The organism is Chitinophaga sp. SVR4-12A (assembly GCF_056754765.1).
Map to the genome: position 1 here is coordinate 3905926 of NZ_JBPGWP010000001.1, position 18316 is coordinate 3924241.

Annotated in this window: 15 protein-coding genes; 4 read left to right on the forward strand and 11 right to left on the reverse strand. The window is 50.1% G+C overall.

Features of this window, described 5'->3' with window-relative positions:
* The first annotated feature begins 88 nt into the window (after positions 1 to 88).
* Positions 89 to 1051, forward strand: a complete 963-nt coding sequence (locus ACR9Y8_RS15900; RefSeq protein ID WP_481214233.1) for an NADP-dependent oxidoreductase — start codon at positions 89 to 91, stop codon at positions 1049 to 1051.
* A gap of 369 nt (positions 1052 to 1420) precedes the next feature.
* Here ACR9Y8_RS15900 and ACR9Y8_RS15905 read toward each other — a convergent pair whose 3' ends face one another.
* Positions 1421 to 2023, reverse strand: coding sequence for an N-acetyltransferase family protein (locus ACR9Y8_RS15905; protein WP_481214234.1), 603 nt, complete (start codon positions 2021 to 2023; stop codon positions 1421 to 1423).
* A gap of 215 nt (positions 2024 to 2238) precedes the next feature.
* On the opposite strand from ACR9Y8_RS15905, the gene ACR9Y8_RS15910 reads away from it, so the two are divergent.
* Positions 2239 to 2712: a hypothetical protein gene (locus ACR9Y8_RS15910; RefSeq protein ID WP_481214235.1), complete on the forward strand. Its 474-nt coding sequence runs from the start codon at positions 2239 to 2241 to the stop codon at positions 2710 to 2712.
* A 13-nt stretch (positions 2713 to 2725) separates the two neighbouring features.
* Positions 2726 to 3484 carry an SOS response-associated peptidase gene (locus ACR9Y8_RS15915; RefSeq protein ID WP_481214236.1) on the forward strand — a complete coding sequence of 253 codons (759 nt, stop codon included), beginning with the start codon at positions 2726 to 2728 and terminating at the stop codon, positions 3482 to 3484.
* On the opposite strand, the gene ACR9Y8_RS15920 is transcribed toward ACR9Y8_RS15915, so the two are convergent.
* The 3 genes from ACR9Y8_RS15920 to ACR9Y8_RS15930 form a co-directional block, all read right to left on the reverse strand.
* On the reverse strand, positions 3470 to 4819 hold the full coding sequence (locus tag ACR9Y8_RS15920; protein WP_481214237.1) for a serine hydrolase domain-containing protein: 1350 nt from the start codon (positions 4817 to 4819) through the stop codon (positions 3470 to 3472). The two genes, ACR9Y8_RS15915 and ACR9Y8_RS15920, sit on opposite strands and share 15 nt — an antisense overlap.
* Positions 4820 to 4972: 153 nt before the next feature.
* Positions 4973 to 5908 (reverse strand): SPFH domain-containing protein, encoded by a 936-nt coding sequence (locus ACR9Y8_RS15925; protein WP_481214238.1) that lies wholly within the window; start codon positions 5906 to 5908, stop codon positions 4973 to 4975.
* Between the two features lie 291 nt (positions 5909 to 6199).
* Positions 6200 to 6907: a LuxR C-terminal-related transcriptional regulator gene (locus tag ACR9Y8_RS15930; protein ID WP_481214239.1), complete on the reverse strand. Its 708-nt coding sequence runs from the start codon at positions 6905 to 6907 to the stop codon at positions 6200 to 6202.
* Positions 6908 to 7255: 348 nt separating this feature from the next.
* Between ACR9Y8_RS15930 and ACR9Y8_RS15935 the strand changes: the two genes are divergently transcribed.
* Positions 7256 to 7864 (forward strand): superoxide dismutase, encoded by a 609-nt coding sequence (locus ACR9Y8_RS15935; protein ID WP_481214240.1) that lies wholly within the window; start codon positions 7256 to 7258, stop codon positions 7862 to 7864.
* A gap of 127 nt (positions 7865 to 7991) precedes the next feature.
* On the opposite strand, the gene ACR9Y8_RS15940 is transcribed toward ACR9Y8_RS15935, so the two are convergent.
* The 7 genes from ACR9Y8_RS15940 to ACR9Y8_RS15970 all read right to left on the reverse strand — a co-directional run bounded on the left by ACR9Y8_RS15940 (position 7992) and on the right by ACR9Y8_RS15970 (position 18258).
* Positions 7992 to 8792, reverse strand: coding sequence for a 3-keto-disaccharide hydrolase (locus ACR9Y8_RS15940; RefSeq protein WP_481214241.1), 801 nt, complete (start codon positions 8790 to 8792; stop codon positions 7992 to 7994).
* A 10-nt stretch (positions 8793 to 8802) separates the two neighbouring features.
* Positions 8803 to 10188, reverse strand: a complete 1386-nt coding sequence (locus ACR9Y8_RS15945) for a Gfo/Idh/MocA family protein (protein ID WP_481214242.1) — start codon at positions 10186 to 10188, stop codon at positions 8803 to 8805.
* Positions 10189 to 10317: 129 nt separating this feature from the next.
* Entirely contained in the window at positions 10318 to 11121 is an 804-nt protein-coding gene (locus ACR9Y8_RS15950; RefSeq protein WP_481214243.1) for an endonuclease/exonuclease/phosphatase family protein, read from the reverse strand.
* 124 nt (positions 11122 to 11245) lie between these two features.
* Positions 11246 to 12940, reverse strand: coding sequence for a RagB/SusD family nutrient uptake outer membrane protein (locus tag ACR9Y8_RS15955; protein ID WP_481214244.1), 1695 nt, complete (start codon positions 12938 to 12940; stop codon positions 11246 to 11248).
* Between the two features lie 7 nt (positions 12941 to 12947).
* Positions 12948 to 16451, reverse strand: a complete 3504-nt coding sequence (locus tag ACR9Y8_RS15960; RefSeq protein ID WP_481214245.1) for a SusC/RagA family TonB-linked outer membrane protein — start codon at positions 16449 to 16451, stop codon at positions 12948 to 12950.
* 15 nt (positions 16452 to 16466) lie between these two features.
* The gene (locus ACR9Y8_RS15965; RefSeq protein ID WP_481214246.1) at positions 16467 to 17504 is read right to left on the reverse strand and encodes a FecR family protein; all 1038 of its coding nucleotides are present in this window, start codon (positions 17502 to 17504) and stop codon (positions 16467 to 16469) included.
* A gap of 91 nt (positions 17505 to 17595) precedes the next feature.
* A complete protein-coding gene (locus tag ACR9Y8_RS15970) occupies positions 17596 to 18258 on the reverse strand; it encodes an RNA polymerase sigma factor (protein WP_481214247.1) in 663 nt (220 codons plus the stop codon).
* Between the last annotated feature and the right edge of the window lie 58 nt (positions 18259 to 18316).

Here is an 18316-nt window from a genome sequence, read left to right on the forward strand (position 1 = left end):
ATGCCCGGTACCTTTGTTCTGCAAATTTATGCAACCAATAGTAAAGCGCCGCAGCAGGCTCTTCTAATGAACTTAAACTACTACAGATATGAAAGCGATCGTATTGAAAAAGAACGGAGGCATTGAAAACTTCCAGTACACAACAACAGACAAACCCGCTATCCAGTCGGGTGAAGTGCTGGTAAAAGTAAAAGCCATTGCCATCAACCCGGTAGACGCCTTTGTACGGCAACAGGAATTTGGACTGCAGCATTTTCTGAAACCTCAACCCGGACAAGACACATTTATCCTGGGCTGGGATATTGCAGGCGATGTGGAAGAAGTGGGCGCCGGGGTGACAGCCTTCAAAAAAGGCGATGCCGTATTCGGGATGGTCAACTTCCCCGGACAGGGTAAAGCCTATGCGGAATACGTGGCTGCCCCTGCCGCCCACCTGGCCCTGAAGCCTGGTAATATCCAATACGAAGAAGCCGCGGCAGCCTCACTGGCAGCCTTAACCGCATGGCAGGCCCTGGTAACCTATGCAAAAATAAAGCAGGGCGATAAGGTGCTGATCCATGCAGCTGCAGGCGGCGTAGGGCACTATGCCGTGCAGATAGCCAAACACTTTGGCGCTTATGTGATCGGCACCGCATCGGCCGCTCACAGAGATTTTGTGCTGGGATTAGGCGCCGATGAATTTATTGATTATAAGACCGAAAAGTTTGAGGAGCAGGTACAAAATGCCGATATTGTGCTCGACCCCATTTACGGAGAAGAGCATGTATTACGCTCTTTAACGGCTGTAAAAAGAGGCGGGCGCGTGATCACCCTGCTCACTGCCTTTGAAGGAAAACTGGCCGAAAAAGCGAAGGAAAAGGACCTGTACACGCATCTTTTAAGCGTGGTGTCCAATGGCGCCGACGAAGCCGAGCTGGCCGACCTGTTAAAAGCCGGTAAAGTGAAATCACATATTGCGGGCGCCTATTCCTTTGAGGAATTACCCAAAGCGCATCAGCAACAGGAAACCGGGGCAAAGGGAGGAAAGATCATTGTTTCTCTGCCATCCTGAGCTTTTTAACAAAATCGCCTAGATAACAATATCACAATTCCCAGTGCCCTCCGCCTTACTGGCAGGCAATTTCCGGTACTTATTCGGGCTGCATTGCAGAGCAGTCTTATGTTTGGCGGGAGATATTCCCTTGATACTTCCTTATTAATCCCTTTCAATTCCCATATTATCACCTTTCTTTTTATGCTGGGAATATCTTGGGAAATAATTGGTACTCGAAAGAAATAGGTATCGAAGGTTCGGCAAATGCAACTTCAGCCCTGATGCGATACCCATAGGGAAATAAATAGATCGCCCCCGGTAACGATATGGTCGTTACACGGGGGCGATATTCCTGTAAGTAATAAAGTAAAGGGGATTAAAACGATGCTAGCCTATCGGGCACTCGGCTGCCAGTGCTTCCAGGTCGCTCCAGCCATAAGCCCAGCGGAACTCACCTTTGCCAGAAGGCAGCTTTTCTGCGCCTATCACTTCGTACAGCTCGCGGGAGGCCGCTTCTGCAAACACGATCATGGAGAAGACGCCACGGCTTAAAAAACGGCGTGCCACATACCCCAGCAGCTTACGTTCCAGGCCCATATGCTGGTAAGCACGCAGGAGGCAGAACTTGCCAAGCTGTCCGTCAAAGCCAGGTATCTGGCCGGAATAAAGATCACCCTGGGCAAAGCCTACCAGCTCGTTCTGCCTGTTTTCAATGACATAACAGAACCAGGCATTGTTTGCCTCGCGGAAGGCTTCCTCCCACTGGGATTCCCGCATTTCAAGGCTGGGCTTGTGCCTTACACCGGGATTGTCCTCGTTCCACACCGCCACGTGCAATGCCGCTAACGCGGGAACGTCTTCGGGTGTTGCCTCCCGGAAAGTGAGGGATCTCAGGATCTCGCCACGCCGCATACGGCTCGAGTCATTGCCTGGGTTGTTGCGGCGGCGAAGTAAACGGGTAAATGCATTGAAGAAGTAGATTTTTTCCATACTCAACTGGTTTTCTTAGGTAAACGCTCTCTGACGATGGATGGGGGATGACCGGGCGATCAATACGTTTCCAGATTAGACAGATATATGGCCTGACTCCTATAATTATCTACTGTAAGGTAATTAGCTTTTTTCAATTGTAAATAAAATTAACAAACTAAAGTAATTAGCGTAAATTGCTAATAATATTGGTTTTGGCACCTATGCACAACCCCTTGAAATTACTTATTAAAGACGCGCTGGATGAACTGACGCTACAGGGCCACCTGTATTATGTTCGCCAATCTTACCCACGGGGAAAAACCGCCAAGGTAAAGGAAGCATTCCTCCTCACTCCTTACTGCGATATGGAAGCAGCTTCTGAACATCTGCAGGCGATCGCACACGATCACCGCAAACTGCTCTATAACATGGAAGATCCCCTGCACAAAGAAAAGCTTTATACCGCCGCTACGCAACCGCAGGGATATCATGTTTACCTTAACTACCTGCGGGACCGCGAATGGCAACCAGATGCCGAGCTGGTAGCCCGCATCAAAAAATATATCAACCTTTATACCGGCTGGAAGCCGGGAAGGAACTCCCAGATAGACGTTGAGCTCACATTGCAATTTGGTGAATTGCTTATTAATTTGCAGCATGGAAAAGACACAAGACAGATCTCTCTTAATGACCTTGAAAAAATGTAATCCCTGATCCCCTATGTGCTATCATCTTTCCTTCTCTTCTGACATAGCATCGATCTATGCCCTGTTGCCCGACCTGGGCGATACCCCTATGGACATTGATTTCAGCGCTACCTATCACATGGTTGGACAAGCCTATCCGAAATGGCCGGTGATCACCAATGAAGGCGGACAACTAAAGCTGAAAAAATTTGAATGGGGCGTTATTGCTCCCTACATGAAAGCAGAAAACCTGAAAAAGGATCGCAACTGGATGCTGAATATCCGGAGCGAACGCGTGGTGGGAGACAAGAACTCCTACTGGCACCGCATACGTCAAAACCGCTGCCTGATACCGGCTACCGGTTTCTATGAGTTCAGGGATGTGGGCTGGAAAAAGAAAGTGCCTTATCATATCAAATTAAAAGACCGAAAGGTGTTCCTGCTACCAGGTCTTTTCAACTACTCTCATATACCTAATGCCGACGGTGAGCTGATGGGCACCTTTGCCATCCTGATCCGCGGCGGCAACGAAGTGATGCGGAACATTCACAACTCCGGCGAAAACCCACACCGCATGCCGCTGATGTTGCCACAGGAGCTGGAGAAGGAATGGCTCAACCCTGCACTCAACGATCTTGACATGCAACGGATCTTTGATTACGAAATGCCGTCTGAAGCATTGGAATACTGGCCGGTAAAATCACTGTACAGAACCGATCCTTATGATGAACAGGTGATGGCGCGTGAAAACTATGAAGGCCTTCCGCCACTGATACCTTTACGGCTGTTTTAATTTTTTCATATGCGCTGCTGCATTCGCGTTGGTCTCGCTCACCGCTTCACAGGCTTCGCTTTCACTGCCGTAGCTGTTCCAGCTGAAGGGAAACAACTGTATGTTGAGCTTGAAGATCTCCACCGCTTCTTTCTTTTTGCCCTTGCTCAGCAATGCGTAACCAAGGGCGTTCAGGTCATGTTCTGTTAACTGGTAGCCGGGGTCCTGCTGCTTTTTCTCATTCACTACCGTCATCGCGTTTTCGTAGCCGCGCCGCAACAGTGTACGACGCAGGTCTTTTATCACCAGGGGATATTTATAGCCATAGTTCAGCCACTGTGTTACCCAGGCGGTTTGCGGGCCAAAGAAAAGACGCAGTATATCGGCCGTCATATTAAGGCCGTTGCGGCTATGGGTAAAATATACCAGGCTCTCGCGGCTACCTGGAAAAGCCATATAAAAACATTTATAGTCGTCGTTATCGCCCCAATGCCAGATCGCATTTCCTTTTTCATTCTCCTGGAAGCCGATGCCCAGGCCCCAATCGATATACGCATCTGCAGGTAATTCTTTTTCATTAAAGCGGTTGGCCGTGCTGGCCTTCTCCATCATCATGCGATGCGTGGCAGGCTTCAGTCCTTTACCGTTCAGTAGCGCCTGCAGGAAGATATTGAAATCACGCGCGTTGGTGGTCAGGCTGAATGCGGCATTGGCATCGCCGTGCTTATTCTTGTCGACGCTGGTCAGTCCTTTAGCAGCAGCAGCATCCATGTTCCTGTTCCATACATAAGTGCTGTTTTTCATTCCCAGCGGAATAAATACCTCCTGCTGCATTACATCGTTAAGCGGTTTGCCCATGATCTGCTCTACTGCACGTTGCAGAAACCAATATCCTTCTCCTGAATACAAAAAGCAACTGTCGGGCGTAAACTGCAGGGCCACCCCGCTGTCGCTTCCCCAGTTGGGCAGGCCGCTGGTATGGCGTAAGGCCATCCTTGCGGTTATCCTGGCATAACCGGGATCGGGTTGGGTAAAGCGTTCGTAAGCGCCTCCCAGGTAAGAGAGCAGGGGCGTATCCAGGTTGATCAGGCCACGATCGTACAGGCGGAGTACTGCATAAGCAAATACCGTTTTACTCAGGGAAGCCGCTTCGAAAATAGTAGCGGAGCTGACCTTATGGTGAGCACCCTCTTTCTCCACCCCCATATTGAAAATATGGGATCGATTGCCCTTTGTATACACCAGCTGAATTCCCGGCACATCTGCCTCAGCGATGATAGCAGCCAGCTGCTGCGTTTGGGGGAAGGCAGACCGACAGATGAGCAGCAGCATGAACAGGTAGAGTGCTCTTTTCATGACAATGCCTGGTAGTTAAATAGAACAGTTCACCTAATAAAGACGCTTAAGACGGAAAAAAGTTGCGTTTTACCCAGGAAAGGCTGGAATACGAATGCAAGCGGCCCCAGACTGATAGTAGTCCGGGGCCGCTTTATTATTTAATATGCTTTATTATTTTTTCTGCGGTTCCATCAGTTTGTGCAATCCCATCATCTGCTGCATGGTATGCTCCATTCCTTCTGAAGAACCGTCGAGGAAGATCACGTTGCCTTTGCCATTTTCGGCGAAGTGCTTGATGGCTTCTGTCCACATAGAGAAGAGGATCACAGAAGTATCGAGGTTGGCCTGCTGCATTTCTTTAGCTGCCATGGTCATACCTTTGGCCACTTCTTCACGGAAGAGAGCAACACCCTGACCACGTAATTGGGCTGCCTGACGTTCTGCTTCGGCAGCTATCTTGATGGCGTTACCATCTGCTTCAGCAGCTTTGGTTTTGGTGATCAGCAGGGCCTGTCCTTCGTTCTCAGCGGCGGCTTTCAGGTTATTGGAAGCCACTACCTGCGCCATGGATTTCATGATGGCGTCGTCGAAGGTAATATCGTTCATCTGGAGATCCAGCAGGTGATAGCCCCAGCCTTCCAGGGTTTTATCTATCTGCTCTTTTACGTTCTCGGTGATCTCGCGGCGCAGGCCCAGCACTTCAGACTGGCGCTTGGTAGCTACATAGCCGCGGATAGAACCTTCAATGGTGCGGATCAATGCCTGCATAAAGCTGCGCTCATCCATAAACTTGAAGGCAACATTCTTTACGGTCTCTTCTTCCTGGTTCCACACGGCGTACAGCAGCATGGCCTTGAAATATACGTTGGCCTGGTCTACAGTAATGGCCTGAAATTCCAGCTCTACAGAACGGTTCTGGATGGAAATACGTTTGAAGATCTTTTCAATGACAGGGATCTTGAAATTCAACCCGGGGTAAAGGCTCCGGTTATATTTTCCGAAGATAGTGGTCACCGCAATAGAACCTTGTTGTACGGTAACGAAAGAGGAAAACAGTATCCATATGATCAATACGGTAATGGCTACTGTAACAACTGTACTCTCCATGTTGTGATAGTTTAGGGATTTGGAGAGTAAATATAACCAAAATCCTTTATGGCGATAGGGAAGAGAGGGAAAGACAAACAATGGATGAAAGCTGAGCTAAAAAACAGCGAATGAATCGTACAATAGCTTTAAATATCTTTATATCCTTTGTTTGAGTAATGCTTTTTCCATGGTTGTCATCGTATCTACAGTACTTATTTAAATATCAATTCACTAATTTAGTGGACATTATCCTGCTATAAAATACCCAAGCTTGGGTATTTTTGTGGACTTTCTCCACATAAGTTTAGCCTAATTAAACCCGATCTTCCGGGCCAGCGCGACGAGCTCGGTAGTATTGCGCACCTTCAGTTTCAGGCGTATGTTCTTACGGTGGGTTTCTATAGTATAACGGCTAAGGCTCAACTGGCTGGCGATCTCTTTGTTGTTAAGCCCTCGTACAGCGAGGGTCAGTACATCTATTTCGCGGGCGGTGAGCTTGCTGAGCAAGGCCTCGTTCTGGCGGCGCAGCATCTCGCTCATAGCGTCTGCCAGCTGGCTATGGGTATCCATGGCCAGGGTAAGGTCCATCAGGGCGCAGATTACTTCCTTCACTTCTCCCTGTTCGTTACGGGTAAACGGTATGGCCAGGCCTACCAGCCAGCGCCAATCATTCTCTCCTTTCCTGCGTACACGGGTTACGCCGCCAAAGATGTTCTTATTATCACGGAAAGACTGGCGGGCGATACCCGTCAGCTCAAAGTCGTCGGGATGCATGATATGACGAAAGAATTCCAATCCCAGGTTGTTCATTTCACCGAATGAGAAACCGGTGATCTCTTCCATGCGGTGATTGCACCAGCTAACGGTGCTAAGGTCTGTATCCGCCGTGTAGAGCATGGCCGGAACATGGTGGAGAATATGCTCCAGCTGCCGCACGCGTTCCGTCAGCAAGTGATTTTCCTTTTGCAGGGTTTCGAGGGAAAGGTCTGGGTTCATACCCGGGTTCTCTATCGGCATACATATCAGTTTTAAACAAACAATAGTGAAATATAGCCACGTACCGGTATACACGACAGGTGTGCTCAAAAACCTGTTACAACACTTATCCCGTAAATTTAAAATAAAATCCCATATGACCAAGTTAAATTGTTGAACGAACTCAAGGGTCTGGTCAGTCCATTGTCCATGGTCCATAGTCCATTGCATGGGCTTGCTTATACTTGTCTTCGTACTGGCTAAGAACAATGCGCTATACTATGGACCTTGGACCATCGACTCTGCCACTGTTTGATATTTCCCTTATTAGGCAGTAAATTTGAGACCCGTAATCTTCACATACTATTATTAACAATAAAACACTGAGTTATGGCATTTACACTTCCGAGCTTACCGTATGCTACTGACGCCCTGGAGCCGCATATTGATAAAACTACCATGGAGATCCACCATGGCAAGCACCATCAGGCTTATGTAGATAACCTGAATAAAGCGATCGCAGGCACTGAGCATGAAAATAAATCATTGGAAGAGCTGGTTGCCAACGCTGGTAAAATAAGCCCTGCTGTAAGGAACAACGGCGGCGGTCACTGGAACCACAGCTTCTTCTGGAAGATCCTTGGCCCCAACGCAGGCGGCGAACCTAAAGGCGCACTGGCTGATGCCATTAAAAGCACCTTTGGTTCTTTTGAAGCTTTCCAGGAAAAACTGAACACTGCAGGCGCTACCCGCTTCGGTTCAGGCTGGGCATGGCTGATCGTAAAAGACGGCAAACTGGAGGTTACTTCTACCCCTAACCAGGACAATCCCCTGATGGATGTTGCTGAAGTAAAAGGCACACCCGTACTAGGCGTTGACGTTTGGGAACATGCTTACTACCTGAAATACCAGAACCGTCGTCCGGAGTACCTGAAGGCATTCTGGAATGCACTGAACTGGGATGAAGTGAGCAAGAATTATGAAGCAGCGGTTAAATAAGCCGCTAGCTATTAGTCTTTAGCTGTTAGCTAAAAAATACAAAGGGGACTGTTTTGAAAACAGTCCCCTTTCTTATCTATCCGCTGCATTAGCTAGTAGCTAACCGCTAAAAGCCAACAGCTGATCATTACAGCGTTTTGATCTTAACATTCTTAAACCAGATCTCGCTGCCATGGTCCTGGAAGCAGATGTGGCCTTTCTTCTTAGCTGCGTAGGCAGGCGCGTCTTTCCATTTTCCGGTTTCTTTCAGCTTCTTCCATTCAGGAGAGCCGATCTCGTATTCAGCGGTTTTCTGACCATTGAGCCAGTGCTCCACATGATTGCCGTTTACGATGATGCGGGTATGGTTCCACTCGCCGATAGGTTTGGCTGCTGCTACCAGCGGACCGCCCATGGCGTAGTTGGCGCCGGTTTTCTGCCAGTCTTCCAGCTTCTCAGGGAAGTTGTTATCATCGATCAGCTGGTACTCAGGACCGCTTTTATAGGAGGCTTCCTGGTCTTCGTTCACCATGTACAGGATGCCGCTGTTGCCCTGCGGCGCCAGCTTCCAGTCTGCACTCAGCTCGAAGTTCTCGAACTCGTCTTTGGTGATCAGGTCTGCACGTTTATCGCTCTTGTCTGTTTTGCTGCCCAGGCAGTGGATGGTGCCACTGGCGCTGTCTACGGTCCAGCTATCGGCAGGCTTATTCTTGTAAGTGCGCCAGCCGTCGAGGTTGCGACCATTGAACAACAGTTTCCAGCCGCCGCTTTCTTCTTCGGCAGTCAGGGTATTAGCTGCAGCAGAATCTACCGGTGTGTTCACCGTTGTATTGTCTGGCGCAGTTGCTGAAGAATCGGTAGCCGTTTCTGACGTTGTACCCGAACCACAGGCCATCGCAGCAGTAAGCAGTACGGACAATGCAGGTACGAATAATGTTCTCTTCATCATGGTTGCTTGTTTATTTAAGTTTCAGTTGCTGAGGATCCCATTGAATGATCTTGTTCTGGAAGTAGCTGTCGTTGCACAGCAGGGCCGGAGCCGCGGCACGGAAGCCGAACAGCGCATCTTCAGATACTTTACCACCGGTACGCATTGCATTGAACAGGTTGTAGAAGTGATCGAAGTGAGCGCCTTTGTATCCTTCCTCTGCTACGTATTCCAGCTTTTCAGGAGGCGTCATCTGCTTCCTGTCGTATACATAAGGCTTGCTGCCATCAGGACCGTTCTTGGTCTGCAGTAAAGGATCGTCTGTAGCGGCGTATGCTTTGTTACGATACAGCGTTACCTTATCCCATTCTACCGTCATAGAGCCTTCGCTGCCTACCATGCGCAGGTAGTTGGTACCGCCGGTACCGTCTACAAAGTTCACACGCAGGGAGAGGTTGAAAGCAGGATGCGCTTCTGTAGCAGGATAGTCGAACATACCCAGCATGATATCGGGCACTTCACGGCCGTCTTTCCAGTAGCGGAGGCCACCGGTAGCCATCACCTTATCTGGACCGACAGAACCGGTTACAAAGTGCAGGCTGGAGAACAGGTGCACGAACAGGTCGCCGGAAACACCGGTGCCATAATCGCGATAGTTACGCCAGCGGAAGAAACGCAGCGGATCGAAGTCACGTTTCTTGGTATTGGAAAGATAGGTATCCCAACCTACTGTTTTAGGAGAAGCATCTGCAGGGATCGGGTACTGCCAGGCGCCGAATGGAGACATACGGGCCCAGAAGCCTTCTGCATAGTTTAACTGGCCGATAGCGCCTTCTTTCAGCAGCTGTTTGGCCTTTTCATTACCCAAAGAGCTCATGCCCTGGCTGCCTACCTGGTACACCACTTTGCTGTTCTTCTTCTGCGCATCTACTACTGCGGGGCCTTCGGTGATGTCGTGCACCATGGGCTTTTCGCAGTAAACGGATTTGCCCTTGTTCATGGCGGCCACAGAGATGTCTTTATGCCAGAAATCTGGCGTAGCGATGATCACTGCGTCGATGTCGCTACGCTCCAGGATCTCCCGGTAGTCGCGGGTAGTATAGATGTCGTTGCCCCATTTCTTCTTCGCGTCTGCAAGACGGCCGTCATACAGATCGCAGGCGGCTACCAGCTTAACGCCCGGTACGGTAATCGCGGTATTGGTATCTGCAGTGCCCATACCACCGGCGCCGATCACAGCCAGCTGGATCTGATCATTGGCACTATACTTTTGATCCTGGCGTGATGAGAGCAATTCGATCACGCTGCGTTGCCTGTCGGCAGCCGTAATGATATTCGGCAGCAGGGAGGCGCCTACTACTCCTTTGGCGACCTTACTGATAAAACCCCTGCGCGAGTTCTGATTAGACTTTGGCATGCTTTTCTAAATTATGGAATTAGAGTTCTGGTTACGTGGTGATGATATTAAAACGTCTAAGCTGGTAATTTAAAATTAAAAAGCGGGAAATCATAATTCTTTTGCGGCCAGGGGCCGATTTCCGCCCCCTTATTCCTTTACTATCAGCGTGGCTATGACTGGCAGGTGATCAGAGGCATAGCGCTCGGGGATCACCTCATGCTGCAGCACGCGGAAGGCTTTGGCAGGTGCAAAAGCGATCATGTCTATGGTGCGGTTGGGCTGATCCACCGGGATGGTGAAAGGACAATTGTTACAGGTGCGCGTAAAGGCGCTGTCTAACACCTGTATGGCGGCACTGCCGGGACGGGCGTTAAAGTCGCCGGCTAAGATCACCGGCATACCGGCTGATCCAAGGATACGGCTGATCTCCCGCATCTGCAGCAGGCGGTTGGTATCCGGCTTCAATACATCCAGGTGGGTGCTGGCCATCATTATTTTACGGCCACCAGGTAAGGTGACGGTTACCGTACATAAGGCCCTGGGCTCTCCCTTTAAACCGGGGACAGAAGGTAATTGATAGCCCTTGCTCTCCCGGATGGGATAGCGGGACAATACTGCAATACCGTATTCACCGCCATCATAAGGAATGCCCTTAGTAAAATAGGCATGCATACCCGTGCGGGCGGCCAGGGCCTCCGCCTGGTGCACCTCGCGGCCCGAGCGGCCGGTGTGCACATCTACTTCCTGTAAGGCTACGAAATGAGGCTGTTGCTGGTTGATGACCTTTGCAATTGCATCGAGATCTATCACATCCTTGCGGGATGGAGGATTGGCGTGATGAATATTGTAGGTGAGTACTTTGATGGTGTCTGCATGAGCGGTTTCCGTTCCTGTTGCCGACCTGTTGGTGCTGCAGGCGAACAGGAAGATGAGCAGCGGTAGATATTTCATAAACAAGGTTTGAAGTTTGAAGTTGGAGGTTTGAAGCTGGTTGGAGGTGAAAGGTTCAAAGCATATATACTGAGCATACATGCTTTGAACCTCAACTTCAAACCTCAAACTTCAAACGTTTTATTTATTCCCATCCCGGGTTCTGGCCCAGGTTAGGGTTACGCTGATACTGTGTTAAAGGAATGGGCCAGAGATAATTCTTCGGATCAACGAATCTCCTGCCGGAGTTCACGATCATATATCCCTGCGCATCTACAGGTACGCTGGCCACATACTGCTGCATATAGCTGGGCACAAAAGCTTTCTTCATGCCTTTTACATCAGCAGCCAGCAGGCTGCCCTGCTTCCAGCGCAGGATATCGAAATAGCGCTGCCCTTCCAGGGCCAGCTCGACACGGCGTTCCCGGCGGATCTCATCGCGTACGTTCATACCCCAGGCATTGAGCTCGGTGATCACCATGGGATGCATGTTGGCGCGTTTACGCAGCAGGTTGATGCTCATATCGAGATCTGCCTGTGTTAGCTTGCCCTGCATTTCGCGGGCCTCTGCATAATTGAGCAGCACTTCCGCGTAGCGCATGATATGGATATCGTTTGGATCCTTATTGTAGGTGGCAACAGCCGATACCTGCACGTATTTGGTGAAATAGAAACCGGTGGCGGTTACACAGCCCTTCTTATCCGAGTTGAACTTGGGCAGGTTGAAAGTGTCTGAAGGATTGGCGTCCTTATCACCATCATCCTTACCACCCCATACGCTGCCGGGCGCAAGCACGGTCTGTGACATGCGCGGGTCGCGGTTTTTAAACACATCTCCATAGGCGGTTTGTGCGCCTTCATTGTAGAGCGGTGATTTTTCTATAGGCATGCCATCTGTACAGAGATAGGCATCCATCAGTGATTTGGTAGGATTGAAACGCGCGGTCTGATCGGGCACCTGTGCCTCACGGCTCATGTTATGCATGGATACATCGATGAGATAGAGGCGGGCCAGCATCGTTTCTTTATTAGCGCCAGCGGCCAGTTTACCTTTTTGTGTGAACAGCTCGTTATAACTATTGATACTGTCAGCAGCATAATAGAGACGGTATGCGCCGAGGTCCATCACTGCTTTGGCGGCAGCTTCTGCTACATCATACCTGCCATAGAACAGCGCTACTCTTGATTTCCAGCCCAATGCGGCGCCTTTGGTAATGCGGCCCAGGTCTGCAGCGCCATAGCTAACAGGCAGCTCTGCTGCGGCAGAATCGAGCTGCTGCAGGATAAAGTCTACTACCTGTGCACGGGGTGTACGCGGACCATACACAATATCATCATCGCCAATGCTTATAGTGTTGGTTACAAGCGGCACGTCTCCATAGAAAAAGCTGAGATAGCTATACAGGAAGGCGCGCAGGAAACGGGTTTCGCCTGCATACTGTTTCAGCTTGGCTTCCTGTATGCCTTGTGCTTTCTTATAATTCTCGAGGAAGTGATTGCAACGGCGGATGCCTTTGAACTGGTTTACCCACTCGTTGTTGACCGTTCCTACGGTAAAATCAAAATTACCGGTGGAGATGTTCAGGTAATCAGACATGGGCGGATAAATGGTATTATCCCCCAGGTTCTCCATATCCACCACATTCTTTCCTTTCAGGAAATCGTAGCAGGCATTGGCCGCCAGTTTCAGCTGCTGTTCAGACTTCCAGAACTCTTCGCTTGGAATGGCATCCAGCGCGCTGCGGTCCAGGAAATTCTTTGAACAGCCAGACAGGCCCCATGCGATCAGGCCTCCCCATATGAGGGCACGAATAGAACGGAATATTTGCTTTTGCTGCATGGCTTGATCATTTAAAGTTAATGTTGAGACCAAATACAAATGTTTTCACCTGCGGATATTCACCTCCGCTGCTGGTCACTGTTTCAGGATCATAGGCGTAGAAGAAATCTGTTTTGGTGAACAGGTTGTCTGCAGAGATGTATGCTCTTAAGCGCTGGATACGCAGTTTCTCTGTCCAGCGTGCAGGCAGCGTATAACCCAGCTGAATATTTTTCAGGCGGAGATAAGCGGCGTTCTGCAGCCAGTAATCAGACTGGCGCGCAGTGGTGTTGCGGGTATCGAGGTAAGTGAAGCGCGGGTACCAGGCGTCTGTGTTCTCGGGCGTCCAGTGATCACGGTGCACTTCCTGCGGGTAGGAACCGAAAGCCTGGAAGGTGTGGATGCCGATGCTGCTGATGTAGCCATTGCCTTTACCCACACCCTGCAGGAAGAAGGAGAAATCAAAATTCTTCCAGCCCAGGTTACCTCTCAGTGAATAAGTATAGCGGGGGAAGGCATCGCCTATTACTTCCCGGTCTTTATCAGCCGTTATTTTGCCATCTCCGTTAAGGTCGCGATACTTGATATCACCGGGGGCCACCTTGCCTTTATCAGCGTCAAAAATGGCAAAATTGGGGATGTACTTACCGGAGGCATCTTTGGTGAAGTCGGCTTCCTGTGCCAGGCCGTCTGTTCTGTACCCATAGAAAGCGTTGATAGGATAGCCTACCTGGAGGATCCTGTTATCGAGCACGGGAGGGGCGCCACCAAGATTCACCACTTTGTTGCGCACATCAGAAAGTTGCGCGGTAAAACCGTAGGTAACATCATTGATCTGGTCTGCCCATCCCAGGCTTACTTCCCATCCTTTGTTGGATACTTCGCCAATGTTCTGATCAGGTACCTGCAAACCGAGTATGTCGGGCATGGGCTTTTTCATCTGGATATCCTTGGTGCGCTTGTCGAACCAGTCGCCGGTGAAGGTGAGCCGGTTATTCAGGAAAGCCAGGTCGATACCGAAGTTGAGCATGTTCATCTTCTCCCAGCGGAGCAAGGGGTTCGCCAGTGTGATCTGCGCCACGCCCCTGGTCAGAATGTTGCCGATGGGCATGGTGCCAACACCGGTGAGCACATCCATATAGGGATACCATTCTGCATAAGAGTTATCGGCATCTGCGCCATACTGGTTACCCAGGCTGCCATAGGAAGCGCGCAGCTTACCTTCATTTAACCAGCGGAAAGCGCTGTTGTCCTTAATGAAGCTCTCTCGGCTGAAACGCCAGCCTGCTGAAGCACATGGGAAAGTGCCATAACGCAGGTTTGATGCATACCTGGAGGAACCATCGTAACGCATGTTCAGTTCCAGCAGGTATTTTTCATTATAATCATAGTTGATACGGCCGAACCAGGAACGCAGCGCGTACTGATAAGCATCGCCGGTGGCATTAGGATTATCAGAGCCCAGGTTGAAGATGGGCACATCATCACTCGGGAAATTCTGTTTGCTGGCAGCCCATGATTCGTAGCGATAAGTTTCCTGCTGATAACCTCCCAGCAATTTGATGTTATGCTTTTGCAAAGAGAAAGAATAGTTAAGCACACCGGAGATATTTTGCAGGCGGCTGGTATAGTCGCGCATTTCAAGGCTGTTGCTGGTGGCGTTGGAATACCAGAAATCGCCGCTGTCCGGGTAGTAATAATCTATTTTACGGCTGAAAGTGGAACGGCGTTGGTTAATAACATTAGTGCCGTACTGGCCTGTAAAATCCAGGTTCTTCCAGATGTGCACCTTGGCAGATACGTTGCCTGTTACTTCCTGTGAGCGGAAGTTATTATATCCGCCATCTGTAGCAATGGCCAGCGGGTTGCTGGAACCACCGCCGTAACCCCATTTACCATTGGTAAACTTCACGGGGTTGAGGGGAGACATGGTGAGAGCAGTATAAATAGGCCCCTGGTCGCCGTCTGTACCGCCTGCGGGCTGGTTCTGCATACGGTCTATATATCCCAGGTTGCCATCAATGTCAATGAAATCGAACAAACGGATGGCGTTGAGCCGGGCCCTCACGTTATTTCTCCAGAACTTGTACTGATCACCTTCTACCAGGCCTTCCTGGTCCTGGCGGCCGTAAGACAGGTAATAGGTTACATCCTGTGTACCGCCGCTTACGCTCAGGTTGTGCTCCTGCTGGGGCGCTGTGCTTTTGAATAGGGCTTTGGGCCAGTTGGTGTTAGCGAAGTAATCGGGATCCGTACCGTCTTTTGCTTTCTGAATGTCTTCTGCTGTATAAGTTTCAGGCAGGTTCACGTTACGCTGCGCCTCGTTCAGCATTTCCATATATTCCGCGGAACCAACCATTTTAGGCAATGCGTAGGGTTTCTGAAACCCGTAATAACCATTATAAGAAACGGTAGGTTTTTGGTTTTGCTTACCTCTTTTGGTGGTGACCAATATTACACCGTTGGCAGCGCGGGAACCATAGATAGCGGCGCTGGCGGCATCTTTCAGCACAGACACGCTTTCAATATCCGTTGGGTTGAGGAAGTTGATATCACCGGGGATACCATCTATGAGTATGAATGGATTGGAATTGTTGGTGGTACCTGTACCGCGTACACGCAAAGTGGTTTTGTTATCTCCAGGGAAACCGGTGGCACTGACAGCTGCAAGGCCGGGCAGAAGCCCCTGCAGTGCGGTAGACATAGAAGTAACAGGGCGGCCTGCCAATTCCTTCTCTCCTACCTGAGCTACTGCACCGGTAAGGTTCACTTTCTTTTGCGTACCGAAACCTACTACCACTACCTGGTTGAGCTGGCGGGTGTCTTCGTTCAGCACAACATCCAGCTGCGCCTGGTCGCCCACGGGTATTTCCTTTGAGAGGTAGCCTACATAGGAGAATACCAGTATGGCACTGTTGCCGGGCACATTGATCTCGAAGCGGCCGTCGGCATTGGTAACCGTACCATTGCCGGTGCCTTTTACCGTTACCGTTACACCGGGCAGCAGCTGGTTACCGGCGCCTCTAACAGTGCCGCTTATACGCTGCATGCGGATAGCGCCCCAGTTGCGAACATCAAGCGCAACACCGTTTACCATGCTGATCTGCCGGCCATATGCAGAGAGCGGCTCCATGTTATCGCCGTTTTGGCCCCGGCGCTCCTCTTCTTCCTTCGCAGCAGAGATCGCGAACTGCTGGTCAGTGATCTGCTTAAGGTCAAGGCCATAAGGTTTGATCACTGCCACCAGGGAACGCACGAATGCTTTCTCCCTGAAATCTTCTTTACCGGTGTTGATCTTCATCTCCAGCAATTCTGATCTGCAGATAAAGCTTACATCATGTTGTTTTTCTATCTGCTGCAGTATCTCTCCCAAAGTTTGCAGCTGTTTGGTTTGGGCCTGGTAAGTATACACACTGTTCACCGCCGCGCTCGAGGCAGCGAAATCCTGTGCGTAAAGGGACGACCCTACCAGGCAGGCAGCAAATAGCAATGCGCTTCTGCCTACCGTTTTTGAAGGTACAATTGTCAGCATATTCCCGGAGTTTTATTACTTACGTTTTGGTTGAATCAAAAGTGTATCGGCTTTCTTGTCTATCTGAAGATCAAGCGCAAATGCCAAAGTTTCCAGCAGCAGCTTTTCATCTTTCACACGCAGGCCGCCTGACAGCTTTTCTGCTGCCAGACGGCTGCTGCTGATCTGCACATGGTATCCATAGATGTCTTCTATGTATACCGCGATCTCCTTCAGTGTTACATTTTTCAGTTGCCTTCCTTCCTCTTTCCATACAGCATATAGGTCAGCGTTCACACGCTTCTTAGTGATCTTATTGTTCCGGGCGGAGTATTGTACAAAATCTCCGGGAGCGAGATAGAACGGCTTTTCGGGCAGATCGCTGAAACGCACCTTGATCTTACCGGTGTTCAGCGTAACGTTGGTATATGCCGCTCCTTCTTTTACGTTAAAGGAGGTGCCCAGTACATCAATATCCATATTAGCGCTGTGCACGATGAAAGGATGTGCAGGCGCGTGTTTTACATCAAAGAATGCTTCGCCTTTGAGCCATACTTCACGCTGGCTGCTATGTTTCCAGTCCTGGCTGAACGAAATGGAAGCATTTGCGTTCAGGATCACTTCAGAACTGTCTGGCAGCTGCACGCTGCGTACACCATCAGTAAAGCCAGTGTATGCTACCAGGCGGTCCTGCTTCTTTTGCAGGAACTGGAGCGCTGCCAGTGTTACCAGGCCTGTTACTGCGGCAGCGGCGGCCCAGCGCCATACCCTGCTGACGTTCCTGCGGCGGATAAGCGGTTGCTGCTGCACTTTCTCCAGGCTGTCTATCAGGGCCAGGTTGCGCTCCAGCGCAGCATCTACGGCGGCCGCTGCAGGACGCATTTCTTTAAAGCGGAGGTGCAGGATAAATGCGCGGGCAGCTTCTACCTGTTGCCGCTTGTGCGGATGGGCCGCTATCCAGCGCTGCCAGAAAGCTTCTGTGGCAGCATCGGGAAACTTTACCCATTGCAGGAAATAATCGTCGGCAATAAAGTCTTCAATGTTATAATGCTCGTACTCTTTTTGATGCTCCATTTCGTCTGGTTACAAAAGGAGGAGTCTGGGAAGACGGATTTTACCCCACGGGAGGAAAAAAATTTTTTAGCTGGCAGTTGTCAGTTGTCAGTCAGAGCGAATGGGGAAGTTGCTGGGAGCAGATCATCACAGATAATTGCATGCTGCCCAAAGCCACTGCCAGCGGGGTAACGGTAAGTAATGCCTTCATGAGGGGCTCGGTATGATAGGCATCGCGCAGCATGATAATGGCGCGGGCTACCAGTTTATAGGTGGCTTTTACGGAGATATTAAGGATCCCTGCGATCTCTTCATAGCTCATGTTCTCGTAAAAACGGAAGAACACGGCTTCTTTCTGCCGGGGCGTTAAACGGCGCATGGCGCTTGTCAGCATATGCATTTGCTGCTGCTGTTCTTCAGCGTTCATGCGTTGCTGTTCGGCGGATATTTCCAGCTCAAAGGCGTAATCGTCTGTGCCGGATACATCCACCTGGGTCTTCCTGTATTGTGCAAGTAATTTGAGCAGGTAATGACGGAAGGAAACGAACAGGTAGCTTCTGAGCTCTCTTACGGCGCCCAGCTTTTCGCGGTTGCACCAGAAGCGCACAAAGATCTCCTGTATGCTGTCCTCTACAAGGGCAGCATCCGTAGTAAACTTGCAACCATAATTAAACAGCCCGGGATAGTACAGCTTATAGATATGCGCGTAGGCATTTTTGTCCCCTTCCTTACAGGCCTCCCAGATGGCAAGATCTATGTGTTGATGCTCGTTCATGCTGTGGGCGGAAAGCGTAAAATTATCAATTATGCTACAGCCGTTATGTTATCTTTCA